The sequence below is a fragment of the Enterobacter sp. MGH85 genome, assembly GCF_001037655.1.
In the GTDB taxonomy this organism is placed as follows: domain Bacteria; phylum Pseudomonadota; class Gammaproteobacteria; order Enterobacterales; family Enterobacteriaceae; genus Enterobacter; species Enterobacter intestinihominis.
Genome location: NZ_KQ089925.1, coordinates 4,675,874 through 4,692,934, shown reverse-complemented (window position 1 = coordinate 4,692,934; position 17,061 = coordinate 4,675,874). Strand labels below are relative to the sequence as shown.

Annotated in this window: 16 protein-coding genes, 1 tRNA gene and 2 pseudogenes; 14 read left to right on the top strand and 5 right to left on the bottom strand. The window is 54.1% G+C overall.

Annotated features, from left to right (window positions below; genetic code table 11):
* Position 1: 1 nt before the first annotated feature.
* The 7 genes from SK51_RS22420 to dinB all read left to right on the top strand — a co-directional run bounded on the left by SK51_RS22420 (position 2) and on the right by dinB (position 5,861).
* Positions 2-1,237 carry an NADH:ubiquinone reductase (Na(+)-transporting) subunit B gene (locus SK51_RS22420; protein WP_022647143.1) on the top strand — a complete coding sequence of 412 codons (1,236 nt, stop codon included), beginning with the start codon at positions 2-4 and terminating at the stop codon, positions 1,235-1,237.
* Positions 1,230-2,024 (top strand): Na(+)-translocating NADH-quinone reductase subunit C, encoded by a 795-nt coding sequence (locus SK51_RS22415; RefSeq protein WP_022647144.1) that lies wholly within the window; start codon positions 1,230-1,232, stop codon positions 2,022-2,024. Before SK51_RS22420 ends, SK51_RS22415 begins: the two co-directional genes overlap by 8 nt.
* On the top strand, positions 2,017-2,655 hold the full coding sequence (locus tag SK51_RS22410) for an NADH:ubiquinone reductase (Na(+)-transporting) subunit D (protein WP_003863219.1): 639 nt from the start codon (positions 2,017-2,019) through the stop codon (positions 2,653-2,655). Before SK51_RS22415 ends, SK51_RS22410 begins: the two co-directional genes overlap by 8 nt.
* A gap of 6 nt (positions 2,656-2,661) precedes the next feature.
* A complete protein-coding gene (gene nqrE, locus SK51_RS22405) occupies positions 2,662-3,258 on the top strand; it encodes an NADH:ubiquinone reductase (Na(+)-transporting) subunit E (protein ID WP_003863217.1) in 597 nt (198 codons plus the stop codon).
* A 10-nt stretch (positions 3,259-3,268) separates the two neighbouring features.
* Positions 3,269-4,492, top strand: coding sequence for an NADH:ubiquinone reductase (Na(+)-transporting) subunit F (gene nqrF / locus SK51_RS22400; RefSeq protein WP_015571374.1), 1,224 nt, complete (start codon positions 3,269-3,271; stop codon positions 4,490-4,492).
* A 2-nt stretch (positions 4,493-4,494) separates the two neighbouring features.
* Positions 4,495-4,695 carry a (Na+)-NQR maturation NqrM gene (gene nqrM / locus SK51_RS22395; protein WP_023305488.1) on the top strand — a complete coding sequence of 67 codons (201 nt, stop codon included), beginning with the start codon at positions 4,495-4,497 and terminating at the stop codon, positions 4,693-4,695.
* A 107-nt stretch (positions 4,696-4,802) separates the two neighbouring features.
* Positions 4,803-5,861, top strand: coding sequence for a DNA polymerase IV (gene dinB / locus SK51_RS22390; RefSeq protein ID WP_023299391.1), 1,059 nt, complete (start codon positions 4,803-4,805; stop codon positions 5,859-5,861).
* A gap of 55 nt (positions 5,862-5,916) precedes the next feature.
* On the opposite strand, the gene pepD is transcribed toward dinB, so the two are convergent.
* Entirely contained in the window at positions 5,917-7,374 is a 1,458-nt protein-coding gene (pepD, locus tag SK51_RS22385) for a cytosol nonspecific dipeptidase (RefSeq protein ID WP_032676430.1), read from the bottom strand.
* A 258-nt stretch (positions 7,375-7,632) separates the two neighbouring features.
* Between pepD and gpt the strand changes: the two genes are divergently transcribed.
* The 3 genes from gpt to crl all read left to right on the top strand — a co-directional run bounded on the left by gpt (position 7,633) and on the right by crl (position 9,898).
* Positions 7,633-8,091 carry a xanthine phosphoribosyltransferase gene (gene gpt, locus SK51_RS22380; protein WP_003863205.1) on the top strand — a complete coding sequence of 153 codons (459 nt, stop codon included), beginning with the start codon at positions 7,633-7,635 and terminating at the stop codon, positions 8,089-8,091.
* A gap of 104 nt (positions 8,092-8,195) precedes the next feature.
* Positions 8,196-9,440 (top strand): esterase FrsA, encoded by a 1,245-nt coding sequence (frsA, locus tag SK51_RS22375; RefSeq protein ID WP_023305490.1) that lies wholly within the window; start codon positions 8,196-8,198, stop codon positions 9,438-9,440.
* A 56-nt stretch (positions 9,441-9,496) separates the two neighbouring features.
* Complete coding sequence (gene crl / locus SK51_RS22370) at positions 9,497-9,898, top strand: sigma factor-binding protein Crl (RefSeq protein ID WP_022647149.1); 402 nt, start codon at positions 9,497-9,499, stop codon at positions 9,896-9,898.
* A gap of 131 nt (positions 9,899-10,029) precedes the next feature.
* Here the strand turns inward: crl and phoE are convergent, their stop codons facing one another.
* A complete protein-coding gene (gene phoE / locus SK51_RS22365; protein WP_022647150.1) occupies positions 10,030-11,082 on the bottom strand; it encodes a phosphoporin PhoE in 1,053 nt (350 codons plus the stop codon).
* 305 nt (positions 11,083-11,387) lie between these two features.
* Here phoE and proB point away from each other — a divergent pair, with 305 nt between their 5' ends.
* From proB to SK51_RS22350, 3 genes are all read left to right on the top strand, one after another.
* Positions 11,388-12,491 carry a glutamate 5-kinase gene (proB, locus tag SK51_RS22360; RefSeq protein ID WP_015571369.1) on the top strand — a complete coding sequence of 368 codons (1,104 nt, stop codon included), beginning with the start codon at positions 11,388-11,390 and terminating at the stop codon, positions 12,489-12,491.
* 11 nt (positions 12,492-12,502) lie between these two features.
* Positions 12,503-13,756 (top strand): glutamate-5-semialdehyde dehydrogenase, encoded by a 1,254-nt coding sequence (gene proA / locus SK51_RS22355; protein ID WP_023305491.1) that lies wholly within the window; start codon positions 12,503-12,505, stop codon positions 13,754-13,756.
* 111 nt (positions 13,757-13,867) lie between these two features.
* Positions 13,868-13,943, top strand: a tRNA-Thr gene (locus tag SK51_RS22350).
* A 14-nt stretch (positions 13,944-13,957) separates the two neighbouring features.
* Here SK51_RS22350 and SK51_RS22345 read toward each other — a convergent pair.
* The 3 genes and pseudogenes from SK51_RS22345 to SK51_RS22340 all read right to left on the bottom strand — a co-directional run.
* Positions 13,958-15,112 carry a site-specific integrase gene (locus SK51_RS22345; protein ID WP_230679803.1) on the bottom strand — a complete coding sequence of 385 codons (1,155 nt, stop codon included), beginning with the start codon at positions 15,110-15,112 and terminating at the stop codon, positions 13,958-13,960.
* Positions 14,995-15,342, bottom strand: coding sequence for a helix-turn-helix domain-containing protein (locus SK51_RS24665; RefSeq protein WP_072023904.1), 348 nt, complete (start codon positions 15,340-15,342; stop codon positions 14,995-14,997). Before SK51_RS24665 ends, SK51_RS22345 begins: the two co-directional genes overlap by 118 nt.
* A 117-nt stretch (positions 15,343-15,459) precedes the next feature.
* Positions 15,460-15,732 (bottom strand): annotated as a pseudogene (locus SK51_RS22340) (DUF550 domain-containing protein); the annotation flags it as partial.
* Positions 15,733-15,839: 107 nt separating this feature from the next.
* Here SK51_RS22340 and SK51_RS22335 point away from each other — a divergent pair.
* Positions 15,840-17,033, top strand: a pseudogene (locus SK51_RS22335) (host specificity factor TipJ family phage tail protein); the annotation flags it as partial.
* Positions 17,034-17,061: the final 28 nt, after the last annotated feature.

Sequence of the window (17,061 nt, the reverse complement as noted above, 5' to 3'; positions counted from 1 at the left end):
CATGGGCTTAAAACACCTCTTTGAAAAAATTGAGCCGCACTTTACCGAAGGGAAGCTCAAAAAGTACTACCCGCTGTATGAAGCGACAACGACCATTTTCTACACCCCGGGTCTGGTGACGAAAGGCGCGGCGCACGTTCGCGACGCCATCGACCTCAAGCGAATGATGATTCTGGTCTGGTTTGCGGTCTTCCCGGCCATGTTCTGGGGGATGTATAACGTTGGGTTGCAGACTATTCCGGCGCTGCACCATATGTACGATGCAGAGCAGCTGGCGCAGGTGATTCAGTCTGACTGGCACTATCGTCTGGCGCAGTCGCTGGGGGTGAGCTTTGCGGCAGATGCAGGCTGGATCAGCATGATGACGCTGGGCGCTGTCTTCTTCCTCCCCATCTATATGACTGTCTTTATTGTGGGCGGTTTCTGGGAGGTTCTGTTCGCTATTATTCGCAAACATGAGATCAACGAGGGCTTCTTTGTTACCTCTATTCTGTTTGCGCTGATTGTTCCGCCAACGCTGCCGCTCTGGCAGGCGGCGATGGGGATCAGCTTTGGCGTAGTGATTGCCAAGGAGATCTTCGGCGGGACCGGACGCAACTTCCTCAACCCGGCACTGGCAGGGCGCGCGTTCCTGTTCTTTGCTTATCCGGCGCAAATCTCGGGCGACCTGGTGTGGACGGCAGCAGACGGATTCTCCGGCGCGACGCCACTTTCACAGTGGGCGGCTGGCGGCGGCGAAACGCTGGTTAACAATGCAACCGGACAGCCTGTCACCTGGTTTGATGCGTTTATTGGCAATATTCCAGGCTCCATCGGTGAAGTGTCTACCCTGATGATTTTGATCGGCGGAGCCATCATCCTCTTTGGCCGCGTGGCGTCCTGGCGCATTGTCGCTGGCGTCATGCTTGGGATGGTCCTCACCGCCACGCTTTTCAATTTCATTGGTTCAGACACTAACCCGATGTTCTCCATGCCGTGGTACTGGCACCTCGTGCTGGGAGGCTTTGCGTTTGGCATGATGTTCATGGCCACCGATCCCGTCTCGGCTTCGTTTACCGACAGAGGAAAATGGTGCTACGGCGCGCTCATTGGGGTGATGTGTGTACTGATTCGCGTGGTCAACCCGGCCTATCCGGAAGGGATGATGTTGGCCATTCTGTTTGCCAATCTGTTTGCGCCGCTGTTCGACTATCTGGTCGTGCGCGCCAACATTAAGCGGAGGAAGGCGCGTGGCTGAGATCAAAAATAACGACAGTATCAGCAAAACGCTGCTGGTGGTGCTGGTACTGTGTCTGGTCTGTTCCATTGTCGTGGCCGGTTCTGCCGTTGGGTTGAAACCGCTACAGCAGGAGCAACGTGCGCTGGATAAACAGCGTAACATCCTTGCCGTTGCCGGGCTGATGCAGGAAGGCATGACGAAGGATGACGTCGCAGCGGTGTTTGCCGAACGCATTACCGCACGGCTGGTGGATTTAAAAACCGGGGAGTTAATGGATAAAGACCCGGCGAAATATAACCAGGCGCTGGCGCTAAAAGATCCGCAGATGAGCACCATGCTTGACGCCTCGCAGGATCCGGCAGGCATTAAGCGCCGCAGCAATGTCGCGGAGATTTACCTCGTCCGCGACGAGCAAAAGCGCATCCAGGAAATCGTGTTGCCCATCTATGGCAACGGTTTATGGTCAATGATGTACGCCTTTGTGGCGCTGGATACCGATGGCCGTACGGTCAAAGGCATTACATATTACGATCAGGGCGAAACACCAGGGCTGGGGGGCGAAGTTGAGAACCCTAACTGGCGGGCACAGTTTGTCGGTAAAAAAGTGCTCGATGACAACGGCCAGCCTGCGCTGAAGGTGGTGAAAGGTGGAGCGCGTCCCGGTGATGAATTTGCCGTTGATGGCCTTTCCGGCGCTACGCTCACCTCTAATGGGGTGCAGCACAGCTTTGATTTCTGGATGGGTGAACTGGGCTTTGGTCCCTTCCTGAAGAATGTACGTGAAGGAGCGCTGAACAATGGCTGATACGGGTGAACTGAAAGAAGTTAAAAAGGTGCTGATTGGCCCACTTTTAGCCAATAACCCGATAACGCTTCAGGTGCTGGGTGTATGCTCGGCTCTGGCGGTAACCACCAAGCTGGAAACGGCGGTGGTCATGACGCTGGCGGTAACGCTGGTGACAGCGTTTTCCAGCATGTTTATCTCAATGATCCGCCACCACATACCCAACAGCGTGAGGATCATTGTCCAGATGGCGATCATCGCCTCGCTGGTGATCGTGGTTGATCAGCTTCTGCGCGCCTTCGCTTATGAAACCTCGAAGCAGCTTTCGGTGTTTGTCGGCCTGATTATCACCAACTGTATCGTGATGGGGCGCGCTGAAGCCTATGCGATGAAAATGCCGCCACTGGCGAGCTTTATGGACGGTATCGGCAACGGGCTGGGTTACGGTGTGATCCTGTTGACGGTTGGTTTCCTGCGCGAACTTATTGGCAGCGGCAAACTGTTTGGCATTCCGGTGCTGGATACGGTACAGAACGGCGGCTGGTATCTGCCGAACGGCCTGTTCCTGCTGGCACCAAGCGCATTTTTCATTATCGGTTTGCTGATCTGGCTGATTCGTACGCTGAAGCCTGAACAGCAGGAAAAGGAGTAACCGACGATGGCTCATTACCTGAGTTTATTTGTGCGCGCGGTGTTTGTTGAAAACATGGCGCTCGCTTTCTTCCTGGGCATGTGTACGTTCCTTGCTGTTTCTAAGAAGGTATCGACGGCATTCGGTCTGGGTGTGGCGGTCACTGTTGTGCTGGGGCTTTCCGTTCCGATTAACAACCTGGTGTTCAACTTCGTGCTTCGCGATGGCGCGCTGGTGGAGGGCGTTGATCTTAGCTTCCTGAACTTCATCACCTTTATCGGGGTGATTGCGGCGCTTGTTCAGATCCTGGAGATGATCCTCGATAAATACTTCCCGTCGCTGTACAACGCACTGGGGATCTTCCTGCCGCTAATCGCGGTGAACTGCGCCATTTTCGGCGGCGTCTCATTTATGGTTCAGCGCGATTACAACTTCAGTGAATCGGTTGTGTATGGTTTCGGTTCCGGTATCGGCTGGATGCTGGCGATTGTCACCATGGCGGGGATCCGTGAAAAAATGAAATATGCCAACGTACCTGCGGGGCTTCGTGGCTTAGGGATCACCTTTATCACCACCGGCCTGATGGCGTTGGGCTTTATGTCCTTCTCCGGTGTGCAGCTATAAGGGCTAAAAGATGGAAATTATTCTTGGCGTGGTGATGTTCACGCTGATAGTACTGGTGCTGTCAGGGCTGATCCTGGCAGCGCGTGCGAAGCTGGTGAATTCCGGGGATGTGATCATTGATATCAATGACGATCCGCAGAATCAGATCCGTACCCCGGCAGGGGATAAGCTGCTTAACACGCTCTCCGGCAACGGGATTTTTGTCTCGTCTGCCTGTGGCGGCGGTGGCTCCTGTGGACAGTGCCGTGTGACGGTGAAAGAGGGAGGCGGTGATATTCTGCCAACAGAACTGTCGCATATCACGAAGCGTGAAGCGAAAGAGGGCTGCCGTCTGGCGTGTCAGGTCGCTGTGCGCCAGAACATGAAGATTGAGCTGCCGGAGGAGATCTTCGGCGTGAAAAAATGGGAGTGCGAAGTTATCTCTAACGATAACAAAGCCACGTTCATTAAAGAGCTCAAGCTGCGCGTTCCTGAAGGGGAGAGCGTCCCGTTCCGTGCGGGTGGGTATATCCAGATTGATTGTCCGGCACACACCGTGGCGTATGCTGACTTCGACGTGCCCGAGGAGTACCGGGCCGACTGGGATAAATTTAACCTCTTCCGCTTTGTTTCCGAAGTAAAAGAGCCCGCGCTTCGCGCTTATTCCATGGCTAACTATCCGGAAGAGAAGGGCATTATTATGCTCAACGTGCGTATCGCCACGCCGCCGCCGAATGTGCCTGATGCACCCCCTGGCGTCATGTCGTCCTATATCTGGTCCCTCAAGCCTGGCGACAAAGTGACGATTTCCGGCCCGTTCGGCGAATTCTTTGCCAAAGACACCGACGCGGAAATGGTCTTTATCGGCGGCGGTGCGGGTATGGCACCGATGCGTTCGCATATCTTTGACCAGCTCAAACGACTTGGCAGCAAGCGCAAGATCAGCTTCTGGTACGGGGCGCGTTCACTGCGCGAAATGTTCTATGACGATGAGTTTGAACAACTGGCACGTGATAACCCTAACTTTACCTTCCATGTGGCGTTATCCGATCCGCAGCCGGAAGATAACTGGACAGGTTATACGGGCTTCATCCACAACGTGCTGTATGAAAATTACCTCAAACAGCACCCGGCACCGGAAGATTGCGAGTTTTATATGTGTGGCCCGCCAATGATGAACGCTGCCGTGATTAAGATGCTAAAAGATCTTGGCGTGGAAGATGAGAACATCATGCTCGATGATTTCGGAGGCTGATTATGCTGACCTTTCTGGCGACCTTTGCGGTGTTTGTACTGGTGATATTCGGGATGTCCTTAGGCTGGATCATCAAGCGTAAAAGCATCCAGGGCAGCTGTGGAGGTATATCTTCCATCGGAATGGAAAAAGTGTGCGAATGTCCGGAACCGTGCGATGCGCGAAAAAAACGGATGGCTCGCGAGCAGCAACGCATTATTTAGTTTTGTATGTCGGGTAAGGCAACGCCGCCACCCGACAATTCCCACGCATACTTCTCAACCCTCATTTGTTTACTGTATACTTATCCAGTAATGAGTGAGGGCTTACTATGCGCAAAATAATCCATGTCGATATGGACTGCTTTTTTGCCGCAGTGGAGATGCGTGACAACCCGGCGCTGCGGGATATTCCCATCGCCATTGGCGGCAGCCGGGTTCAGCGCGGTGTCATCAGCACCGCCAACTATCCTGCTCGCAAATACGGTGTGCGCAGCGCCATGCCGACAGCGATGGCGCTGAAACTGTGCCCGCATCTCACTCTTTTGCCCGGACGTTTTGATGCCTATAAAGAAGCATCGAACCACATTCGGGAGATCTTCTCCCGCTACACCTCTCTGATTGAACCGTTATCGCTGGATGAAGCCTATCTGGATGTCACCCACAGCGTGCACTGCCACGGCTCTGCCACCCTGATGGCGCAGGAGATCCGCCAGACTATTTTTAACGAGCTGAACCTGACGGCATCGGCAGGCGTCGCGCCGATAAAATTTCTCGCCAAAATCGCCTCCGATTTAAATAAGCCCAACGGCCAGTACGTCATCACCCCGGAAGAGGTTCCGGCGTTTTTAAAGACGCTGCCGCTCAGCAAAATCCCCGGTGTGGGTAAAGTCTCCGCCGCGAAGCTGGAAAGTATGGGGCTACGCACCTGTGAAGACGTTCAGCGCAGCGATCTGGCGCTGCTGCTTAAGCGTTTTGGTAAGTTTGGCCGCGTACTGTGGGAACGCAGTCAGGGCATTGATGACCGGGATGTGAACAACGAACGGCTGCGTAAATCGGTCGGCGTTGAACGCACGCTGAGCGAAGATATCCATGACTGGACAGAGTGTGAAACCATTATTACGGAACAACTCTATCCTGAGCTTGAACGACGCTTACTGAAGGTCAAACCAGATCTGCTTATTGCCCGGCAGGGCATCAAACTGAAATTTAACGATTTTCAGCAGACGACGCAGGAACACGTCTGGCCACGCCTCAACAAAGAGGATCTTATTGCGACGGCAAAAAAGGCATGGGAAGAGCGGCGGGGCGGACGAGGGGTAAGGCTGGTGGGGCTGCACGTCACCTTGCTGGATCCGCAGCTGGAGCGTCAGCTGGTGCTGGGACTGTAGATTAGGCTAATCGTATGCCCGGTAAGCGAAGCGCCACCGGGCATCAAACGGCTTATTACTTAACAGGGATTGCTTTCAGCAGCTCAGTCAGCAGCGTCCAGTAGTGACCGACGCTTTCAATGTGAACCTGCTCATCCGGGGAGTGTGGACCCGTGATGGTCGGCCCGATGGAGACCATGTCCATATCCGGATACGGTTTCTTGAACAGACCACATTCCAGACCCGCGTGAATAACCTGAATGTTCGGGGTGCTGTTGAACAGTCTCTGATAAGTTTCACGCACCAGTGCCATGACCGGAGAACTTGCATCCGGCTGCCAGCCAGGGTAGCTGCCTTTTGCAGACGTTTTCGCGCCCGCCAGGGTACCCAGAGATTCCAGCATGCTCACAACGTACTCTTTACCGCTGTCGATCAGGGAACGGATCAGGCAAATGATCTCTGCGCTGTCGTCGCCCATGGTCACTACGCCCACGTTCAGGGAGGTTTCAACCACGCCTTTTGCAACGTCAGAATTGCGGATCACGCCGTTTGGCGTTGCGTTCAGCAACTGGACGAACGTGTCACGAGACTGTGCGGTCAGCGCGGCTTTATCCGTTGTAACGGACTCCAGTACCACCGTCAGGTTTTTCTCTTTCTCAGACAGCTCGTTTTTCAGGATATCCAGATACAGGCTGGAGAGGTTTTTCAGTTCTTCCGCTTTCGCCGCAGGCACCGCCACGGTCGCAAAGGCTTCACGAGGGATCGCGTTACGCAGAGTGCCACCGTTGAAGTCCACCAGACGCAGATCCAGTTCAGCGGCATGGCCCGCCAGGAAACGCGCCAGCAGTTTGTTGGCGTTGCCCAGGCCCAGGTGAATATCACCGCCGGAGTGACCGCCTTTCAGCCCTTTCAGCGTCAGCTTAAAGGTCTCGAAACCGGCAGGAATCGCTTCGCGGGACAGCGGCAGGGTAGAGATGAAATCGATCCCGCCCGCGCAGCCCATGTAGATCTCACCTTCTTCTTCGGAGTCGGTGTTGATCAGAATGTCCGCTTGCAGCCAGTTTGCCTGGAGACCGAACGCGCCATCCATGCCCGCTTCTTCAGTCATGGTCAGCAGCACTTCCAGCGGACCGTGTTCAACGCTGTCGTCAGCCAGCACGGCCAGCGCGGAAGCCATACCAATACCGTTATCTGCGCCCAGGGTCGTGCCGCGCGCCTTCACCCACTCACCGTCGATGTACGGCTGAATCGGGTCTTTTGTGAAGTCGTGAACGGTGTCGTTGTTTTTCTGCGGAACCATGTCCAGGTGCGCCTGCAATACCACTGGCTTACGGTTTTCCATACCTGCGGTGGCAGGTTTGCGGATGAGAATATTGCCAACCTGGTCGCGCTCAGCGTGCAGACCTTTTTCCTTTGCCCAGCCCATAATATGTTCGGCAAGCTGTTCTTCGTGATAGGAAGGGTGCGGAATGGAGCAGATTTTGGCAAAAATATCCCACAGCGGCTGTGGAGATAATTGAGACAGTTCAGACACGATAGGTCTCCTTGTCGTTGCGCTGCAAAACAATGTTGCAGGTCACTGGGTTAGCAGGTTAATCGTTACCACAAGACGGGCTTGCGAGATGCATCTGAGAATACCACTTTCTCCCGTGGCTGGTAGCATTAAGCATGTAAAAACTCAGGCTCATGGCGCGTAACACTGGTTTTTAGTGCGTCAGATCTCTATAATCTCGCGCAACCTGGTTCACCCTCATTTTTTTAAGCCGTATATAAACAGGCTGGGACACTTCACATGAGCGAAAAATACGTCGTCACCTGGGACATGTTGCAGATTCACGCACGCAAACTGGCTGCGCGTCTGATGCCTTCCGAACAGTGGAAAGGCATTATTGCCGTCAGCCGTGGCGGTTTGGTACCGGGGGCGCTGCTGGCACGTGAGCTGGGTATTCGTCATGTCGATACCGTATGTATCTCCAGCTATGACCACGATAACCAGCGTGAGCTGAAAGTGCTGAAGCGCGCGGAAGGCGACGGTGAAGGCTTTATCGTTATCGACGATCTGGTGGACACCGGCGGTACCGCTGTGGCTATCCGCGAAATGTATCCAAAAGCGCACTTCGTCACTATCTTCGCGAAACCAGCGGGTCGTCCCCTGGTTGATGATTACGTCATTGATATCCCACAGGATACCTGGATTGAACAGCCATGGGATATGGGCGTGGTCTTCGTACCGCCTATCTCTGGCCGTTAATTTCAGTACGTAACTTTACACGCCCGGTTATGCCGGGCGTTGTTCTTTTTACCCTGCCACGCGTTACAATGGTCTCCAAGTGATGTATCCATGGAGGCAACGCAATGGCGCAGGCGAATCTCACCGAAACTCTTTTCAAACCCCGTTTCAAGCACCCTGAAACCTCGACGCTGGTGCGTCGGTTTAATCCGGGGACCATGCCTGCTGTACAGTCAGCGTTAGATGGTAAAAACGTGCCCCACTGGTACCGCATGATTAATCGCCTGATGTGGATCTGGCGCGGTATCGACCCGCGCGAAATCCTCGACGTGCAGGCGCGTATCGTGATGAGCGAGTCTGAGCGCACCGACAGCGATCTCTACGACACGGTGGTGGGCTACCGTGGCGGGAACTGGATCTACGAATGGTCAAAGCAGGCCATGCTCTGGCAGCAAAAAGCGAGCCAGGAAGAAGATGCCACTCTCAGCGGCAAACACTGGCTGCATGCGGCAAACCTTTACAGCATCGCTGCATACCCGCATCTGAAAGGAGACGAACTGGCGGAGCAGGCCCAGGCGCTGGCAAACCGGGCTTATGAAGAGGCCGCCCAGCGGCTGCCTGGCCGGATGCGTGAAATTGAGTTCGCCATTCCCGGCGGTAGCCCGGTGACTGGATTCCTGCATATGCCGGAGGGGGAAGGCCCGTTCCCGACGGTTCTGATGTGCGGCGGCCTGGATTCGTTACAAATTGATTATTACAGCCTGTATGAGCGCTACTTTGCCCCAAACGGGATCGCCATGCTGACGCTCGATATGCCATCAATTGGTTTTTCATCCAAATGGAAACTTACGCAAGACTCCAGCCTGCTGCACCAGCATGCATTAAAAGCGCTGGAGAATATCCCCTGGGTTGACCATACCCGGGTAGGTGCGTTTGGCTTCCGCTTTGGCGCTAACGTCGCGGTACGGCTGGCCTACCTTGAATCTTCCCGCCTGAAGGCCGTCGCCTGTCTTGGTCCGGTAGTGCATGCACTGCTAAGCGAGCCTGCGCGTCAGGGTAGCGTTCCTGAAATGTATCTGGACGTGCTGGCGAGCCGACTTGGCATGCATGATGCTTCAGATGAAGCGTTGCGCATTGAACTTAATCGATATTCATTAAAAACGCAGGGCTTGCTGGGCCGCCGTTGCCCAACCCCGATGATGTCCGGTTTCTGGAAGAACGATCCATTTAGCCCGGAAGAGGAGTCACGCTTAATCACCTCGTCATCTTCGGATGGCAAATTGCTGGAGGTACCCTTCAGCCCGGTGTACCAAAATTTTGACAAAGCGCTTAAAGAGATCACACGCTGGATCACGCAGAGATTGTGTTAATAGTTTGCTAAATTTCGTTGGTTTGGTAAAACAGTGCTTCACAAAAGGAGATCGCAATGACGTTACCGAGTGGACACCCGAAAAGTAGACTGATTAAGAAGTTCATGGCTCTTGGCCCGTATATTCGAGAAGAGCAGTGTGAAGAGAATCGCTTTTTTTTCGACTGCCTGGCTGTTTGCGTCAACGTGAAGCCTGCACCCGAAAAACGTGAGTTCTGGGGCTGGTGGATGGAAATGGAAGCACAGGAAAACCGTTTTACCTATAGCTATCAGTTTGGCCTGTTTAATAAAGACGGGCACTGGCAGGCGACGAGCATCAAAGATCAGGAAGTGATCGATCGCCTGGAGCATACGCTAAAAGAATTTCACGGCAGAGCTCGCGACCTGCTGGCAACGCTGGATCTGAAGCTGGAGCCTGCGGACGATTTTTCCAGCGAAGCGGTGAAACTGAGAGCCTGATGATGTCACAGCGCCGGGTGGCGGCTACGCCTTACCCGGCCTAAAAACGTATTACTCCCCAGGTCCGGTAAGCATAGCGTCACCGGGCACAAAAAAACCGGCTCAGCGCCGGTTTTTTTATTACCACAACATCAGAACTGGTAGGTCATGCCCAGCGCAACGATATCATCGCTGCTTACGCCCAGTTTATTATCGTCATCGATCTGGTTGATTTTATAATCAACAAACGCAGACATGTTTTTGTTGAAATAATAGGTCGCACCTACATCGATGTATTTCACGATATCTTCATCGCCGATGCCTTCGATATCTTTGCCTTTAGACTGCACGTAACCCAGAGATGGGCGCAGACCAAAGTCAAACTGATATTGCGCAACCACTTCGAAGTTTTGCGCTTTATTTGCAAAGCCACCGGAAATAGGGGCCATATTGCGGGTTTCAGAATAGAGAGTGGCCAGATATATATCGTTGGCATCATATTTCAGACCGGTCGCCCAGCCTTCTGCTTTTTTACCTTCGCCGCGTGCCTGAAGGTTTTGCTCATTGGTGCGATCGGAGCTGGCATACGCACCAATCACAGAGAAATCGCTGCCGCCGAAGTCATAGCTCAGGGAGGTACCGAAGCCGTCACCGTTTTGCTTCTTCACGTCGCGGTTTTCATTTTTACCCTGATATTGCAGGGTCATATTAAGACCGTCAACCATGCCAAAGAAATCGGTATTACGGTATGTGGCCAGACCGGAAGCGCGTTTCGTCATGAAGTTATCGGTCTGCGCCAGGCCGTCACCGCCGAACTCCGGGAACATATCGGTGTATGCGGCGACGTCATACAGTGCACCCAGGTTACGACCGTAATCAAAAGAACCAAAATCTTTCAGTTTAATACCCGCAAATGCCAGGCGCGTTTTTTGAGAAGAGTCGCTTTCTGCTTTGTTACCCGCGAACTCTGCTTCCCAACGTCCGTAGCCCGTCAGCTGATCGTTAATCTGCGTTTCACCCTTAAAGCCAAAACGAACGTAAGTCTGGTCACCATCCTTCGCGTCATCATCACTGAGATAGTGCATTGCTTTTACTTTGCCGTACACGTCCAGTTTATTACCGTTTTTATTATAAACTTCTGCTGCGTGAACAGATGTGGATGCAACTACGCCCATTACCACTAATGCCAGAGTGCTCTTTTTCATTTTCAATCCTGATTTTATAAAAACGCGCTAATATTCGCTGAGCAATAAGATTCAACTTATTACCCCGTGAAAAACAGGAAGGGTTTTATCGTTAGTGGGTGAACGTTTTATGACAAAGTAAGAATATGTCTAAAAAAGTATGTTTTAATTTTTCGGTAATAAAATTGTCAAAATCTGCCGCTACGCTTCCTGATCCCGCGCAACAAAGTGACGGGTGATGTGCTAAGGCAGTTGGCAACGGGGCTGACACCTGTTAAAACGTCTGACTGACATCATTTTCCCTTATTGTTGAATGGCAGAGAATCATGAGTGACAGCCAGACGCTGGTGGTAAAACTCGGTACCAGTGTGTTAACAGGCGGATCACGCCGCCTTAATCGTGCCCATATCGTTGAGCTTGTACGTCAGTGCGCTCAGTTGCATGCCGCAGGGCATCGTATTGTGATTGTGACCTCCGGGGCGATTGCCGCCGGGCGTGAACACCTGGGCTACCCCGAACTCCCCGCGACGATCGCCTCCAAACAGCTGCTGGCCGCCGTAGGACAAAGCCGACTCATACAGCTCTGGGAACAACTGTTCTCCATTTATGGCATTCACGTCGGGCAGATGCTGTTGACGCGTGCGGATATGGAAGACAGAGAACGTTTCCTGAACGCCCGCGATACGCTGCGCGCGCTGCTGGATAACCATATCGTTCCGGTCATCAACGAAAACGACGCTGTTGCCACCGCTGAAATCAAAGTAGGCGACAACGATAACCTCTCTGCGCTGGCGGCGATCCTGGCAGGGGCCGATAAGCTGCTGCTTCTGACCGATCAGCAGGGGCTGTTTACCGCTGACCCGCGTTCCAATCCACAGGCAGAACTGATCAAAGACGTTCACGGCATTGACGATGCGCTGCGTGCCATTGCGGGAGACAGCGTTTCTGGTCTTGGTACAGGCGGTATGGGCACCAAGCTCCAGGCTGCGGACGTGGCGTGCCGGGCCGGTATCGACACCATCATTGCCGCGGGCAGCCGTCCGGGCGTGATAGGTGATGTGATGGAAGGCATCTCTGTGGGCACACGCTTCCACGCCCAGGCGTCCCCGCTGGAAAACCGCAAACGCTGGATCTTTGGCGCGCCCCCGGCTGGTGAATTGACCGTGGATGAAGGCGCGACCGCCGCTATTCTGGAAAGAGGAAGCTCATTGCTTCCAAAAGGAATTAAAAGCGTGACAGGCAACTTCTCGCGTGGTGAAGTGATCCGAATCCGTAACCTTGAAGGTCGCGACATCGCTCATGGCGTAAGCCGTTATAACAGCGACGCGCTGCGTCGGATTGCTGGCCACCATTCCCAGCAGATCGACGCCATCCTGGGCTATGAATATGGCCCGGTTGCCGTGCATCGCGACGACATGATTATTCGTTAAGGAGCCAGAACATGCTGGAACAAATGGGCGCAGCCGCGAAAGCCGCCTCGTATAAACTCGCGCTCCTTTCCAGCCGTGAGAAAAACCGCGTGCTGGAAAAAATCGCTGATTATCTGGAATCCCAGTCGCAGGAAATTTTGCTCGCCAATGAGCAGGATCTGCTGGAAGCGCGTCGTAACGGCTTGAGCGAAGCGATGCTCGACCGTCTGGCATTGACCCCGGCGCGTTTGAAAGGTATCGCCGACGACGTCCGTCAGGTGTGCAACCTCGCCGACCCGGTAGGGCAGGTGATTGACGGTGGGGTGCTCGACAGCGGGTTACGCCTTGAGCGTCGTCGTGTGCCACTCGGCGTCATCGGTGTGATTTACGAAGCGCGTCCAAACGTGACGGTGGATGTCGCCTCCCTGTGCCTGAAAACCGGTAACGCCGCTATCCTGCGTGGCGGGAAAGAGACCTGGCGCACCAACGCCGCGACGGTGAACGTCATTCAGCAGGCGCTGGAGGAGTGCGGCTTACCGGCGGCTGCCGTGCAGGCGATTGAAAGCCCCGACCGCGCGCTGGTCAACGAGATGCTGCGCATGGACAAACACATCGACATGCTCATCCCACGCGGCGGCGCGGGCCTGCACAAGCTGTGCCGTGAGCATTCCACCATTCCGGTCATTACCGGCGGTATCGGCGTATGCCATATCGTGGTGGATGACACCGCGGAGATCGAACCTGCACTGAAGATTATCGTCAACGCTAAAACTCAGCGTCCAAGCACCTGTAATACGGTCGAAACGCTGCTGGTGCATCAGGGCATCGCCAGTACCTTCCTGCCAGCGCTGAGCATGCAGATGGCGGAAAGTGGCGTTACGCTGCATGCGGACGAGAAGGCTCTCGCCCTGCTGAAAGACGGTCCGGCAAAGATCGTTCCGGTTAACGCGGAGCAGTACGACGATGAGTATTTGTCGCTGGATCTGAACGTGAAGGTAGTTGCGGATCTCGATGACGCTATTGCGCACATTCGTGAACACGGAACCCAGCATTCTGATGCGATCCTGACGCGCACCCTGCGCAATGCCGATCGTTTTGTGAATGAAGTGGATTCGTCTGCGGTTTACGTGAATGCCTCGACGCGCTTCACCGATGGCGGCCAGTTTGGTCTGGGCGCGGAGGTGGCTGTGAGCACTCAGAAGCTGCATGCCCGCGGTCCGATGGGGCTGGAAGCGCTGACCACCTACAAGTGGATCGGCTTCGGTGATGATACCATTCGTGCGTAAATAATCGCGGGTGATGCAAAAATAGCCGTTTGATTCAAAAGGGCATTGACGCATCACCCGGTTAGATCTACTCTTTTGCCCCGTGGTTACGCTCGTAACCGGCCTCTCAGGGCCGATATAGCTCAGTTGGTAGAGCAGCGCATTCGTAATGCGAAGGTCGTAGGTTCGACTCCTATTATCGGCACCAGTTATTTCAATTACTTACCTTACATTCAAGTAAACCACATTCTCCTCTTGTGCCGTATTTGTGACATTGCGACCAATAATCGCATCAATTTTGCTCGCGTGCTCCGTAAGATGTCCGGCAGACAAATGTGCATATCGTTGAACCATTTCCAGCGTCTCCCATCCCCCCATTTCCTTAAGCGCCAGAAGTGAAACACCAGACTGTACAAGCCAGCTTGCCCATGTATGCCTGAGGTCATGGAAGCGGAAATTGCTAATGCCTGCCCGCTTTAGTGCTCCCTTCCATGCCTTATTACTATCTGTCCGCATTTTTCTGACTGCTGCTGTTTTGGTTCCGTCGCTTCTGTACCCGGGAGTCGTGTGAACGAACACCCAGCGCTTATGCAGACCTTGCTGTTTCCTCAGTATCCCTAACGCTGTTTCGTTCAGTGGAACGCCGATGGCGTTTCCGGCTTTAGTTTCGTCAGGGTGCATCCATGCCATCCGCTTATCCAGGTCTACCTGTGACCATTCGAGGTCGGTTACGTTAGAACGACGAAGGCCGGTGGTGACAGCAAACATAACGACCGGGAAGAAGTGAGGGGCTATCTCTGCAAAAAGACGTTTCGACTCCTCTTCCGTCAGCCAGCGGATGCGGCCATTCTTCACCCTTGGCGTGGATATCTTCGGCGCTTTATCCAGCCACCCCCACTGCACCGCCATATTCAGAATGGCCCTTAGTATCGCCAGATGCCTCGTCCTTGTTCCCTTCGTTGCGAGCTTAGGAATATAATCTGGTACTGGTTTAGAGAGTCTCAAACACCTGTCTCTGGTCATTTCCCAGTTCAGGCGATGGCGGCGGTTTTCCATTCCGTCTACCGCCTCCATTATTTTGTCTGTTGTGATGTCAGCGAGAACAGTCTCTCTGAAATGCAGTAACCAGAACTTAATGATGCTTTTGTCATCATCCAGGCTCTTCTTATCCTCTTTCTCCCTGAGCCATCTTATGCAGGCCTCCTTGAATAACTTCTTAGGCGACTCCCCAAGTTGTTTTACCCGCCACGCTTCCGACTTCAGACGATCGTGAAGTTCCTGCGCTTCTCTCTTGTCTGAGGTTTCAAGAGAACGTCTAACTCGTGATCCATCTGGCGCGACGAAGTCGCAGTGCCACGTGCCACCGCGTAGTTTGATTGACATGCTTTTTCCTCCTGCATACCAACCGCATTCACAGCGCTATTGTGTCGGACAGACTTCAGCGCTGCAATGCAGTCAGACTTACAAATGCGATACGGGCTCTTGGGTTTTTCTGGATTTATCTTTGCGGCCGGAAGTCGACCGCTGCGGATCCACTGCGTGATGGTGCCTTTATCAACCTTCAGGTACGACGCAGCCTCTTCACGTGTGAAGATTTCCTCTTCCATTGGTTTCCTCCAGGCAAAAAAGACGCCGCCCGTAGGCGGCAATAACATCAAGGTATTTACGAGGTGGGCTTTCGCACCCAATAGCCAGCTCATAACTGGCTATCAGTTGCGTCATGGTTTGATGTGAAGGCGCGGTTCGCCGTCTTTCGGTTCAGGCCACTGGCGCGCCATGTTCACCTTTAGCTTTTCTTCCAGCGCTGCGGTGATCTGCTCATCGGTGATTCCGGCGCGCCGCTGCGCGTCCCATAGCAGGAACTGCATATCAGCCCACTCACTGAGGTCGCCAGGATCGGCGGAAGCTTCGAGTGCCTCTTTGGAAAGGTGCTTCAGCGGTCCGACTGGACCGACATTACCAAAGGTTCTTTCTGACCATTCAGCGTGGCGCCGCCGGATCAGATTTCTGGTGAACTGCGATTTCTTCGATTCGTAAGGTTTCACGCTCTCTCCTCATGCCGCGCGCTGGGCACGCAGCTTCTTCAGGTGCTCTGCTGTTTCGATTCCAGCGCACGGATAACTCCGGTGACGCGTCACTGCTCAAGGTTGAAGAGATCCACAGCATCAACATCAGAGCAAACGTCGTTCATCCGACCGACACGCTGGTGCGCGTAAAAGTCCGGGCGACCGAGAATGCCCTGGGCAGCCGTGAGCGCAAATATAACGCGCTGGTGACGCGTCATACCATCACGTACGACCTCGACACACAGACGGTGGATTACACTCTGCGGCCGTCGCGCTCGTTCGCTGATGCGGTTGCGCACACCTGGCTCATCATGGGTGAGCAGCCGGTAAGCAGCATTGACCTGTACGGGCTGTACTCGATCGCCGAAAGCCTGCCGGATGAACGGCTGGGTTACTTCGACTACACGTTCGACGACGAGAACGACTCACTGGGAGACCGCGTGCAGGCGATCTGCAATGCTGCGTCGGTTGTGGCGTACTGGGACGATGGCGTGCTGACGTTTACCCGCGATCAGAAGGTTGACTACCCGGCGGCAGTATTCAACCGGGCCAACATGAAGACGGACGAGTACAAAATGACGTACGAGGCCACTCTCCCAGGCGGTTATGACGGCGTGCAGGTGTCATACGTCCACCCCACAACGAACAACAAGACGTACATCAACTACCGCGTGCTGAATGGCGCCATCGTCGAGCAGGAAGCGGAGAACCCAAACAAGCTGGAGATAGTCGGCTTCCGTAACGAGTATCAGGCCCGGGAGCGAGCTCTGCGCGAAACCAAACGCCTGATCTACTCGCGCGTGAAGATGAACGCCAAAGTTTTTGAGGACGGGATAATACAGGTCGGCAGCGTCATTCAGATGCCTGACATCTACGACAGCAACCAGCAGGGTGGTTACGTCACCGGCCGCTCCGGGAATGACTTCGATACCAGCGAGCCGATCACCTTCACCGGTTCGATGTATGTCCTTGTCACCGACAGCTTGGGTAACCCGACGCTGCGCTATCCGGCGACGGCCCGCAGCGATACAAAGTACGGCTTCACCGCAGCAATACCCAACATTCAGCTCAATATCTGGAACGGAGACACTGTGCAGCTCCCGTCACGCTATCTCATAGCGACCGTGGAGGAACTGGACAGCCAACTATGGACGGTGAACAGCATCAAACCAAACACGGATAACACGGTATCTCTGACCGTCGCGGAATACAGCGACGCGATCTACCAATAAGAACATCCCACGACCAACCAGACCCGGC

Bases quoted from the DNA above. Each gene is read 5' to 3' on its own strand.
- SK51_RS22420 (WP_022647143.1), top strand. From the start codon at position 2: ATGGGCTTAAAACACCTCTTTGAAAAAATTGAGCCGCACTTTACCGAA.
- SK51_RS22410 (WP_003863219.1), top strand. From the start codon at position 2,017: ATGGCTGATACGGGTGAACTGAAAGAAGTTAAAAAGGTGCTGATTGGC.
- nqrE (WP_003863217.1), top strand. From the start codon at position 2,662: ATGGCTCATTACCTGAGTTTATTTGTGCGCGCGGTGTTTGTTGAAAAC.
- nqrF (WP_015571374.1), top strand. From the start codon at position 3,269: ATGGAAATTATTCTTGGCGTGGTGATGTTCACGCTGATAGTACTGGTG.
- nqrM (WP_023305488.1), top strand. From the start codon at position 4,495: ATGCTGACCTTTCTGGCGACCTTTGCGGTGTTTGTACTGGTGATATTC.
- dinB (WP_023299391.1), top strand. From the start codon at position 4,803: ATGCGCAAAATAATCCATGTCGATATGGACTGCTTTTTTGCCGCAGTG.
- gpt (WP_003863205.1), top strand. From the start codon at position 7,633: ATGAGCGAAAAATACGTCGTCACCTGGGACATGTTGCAGATTCACGCA.
- frsA (WP_023305490.1), top strand. From the start codon at position 8,196: ATGGCGCAGGCGAATCTCACCGAAACTCTTTTCAAACCCCGTTTCAAG.
- crl (WP_022647149.1), top strand. From the start codon at position 9,497: ATGACGTTACCGAGTGGACACCCGAAAAGTAGACTGATTAAGAAGTTC.
- phoE (WP_022647150.1), bottom strand. From the start codon at position 11,082: ATGAAAAAGAGCACTCTGGCATTAGTGGTAATGGGCGTAGTTGCATCC.
- proB (WP_015571369.1), top strand. From the start codon at position 11,388: ATGAGTGACAGCCAGACGCTGGTGGTAAAACTCGGTACCAGTGTGTTA.
- proA (WP_023305491.1), top strand. From the start codon at position 12,503: ATGCTGGAACAAATGGGCGCAGCCGCGAAAGCCGCCTCGTATAAACTC.
- SK51_RS24665 (WP_072023904.1), bottom strand. From the start codon at position 15,342: ATGGAAGAGGAAATCTTCACACGTGAAGAGGCTGCGTCGTACCTGAAG.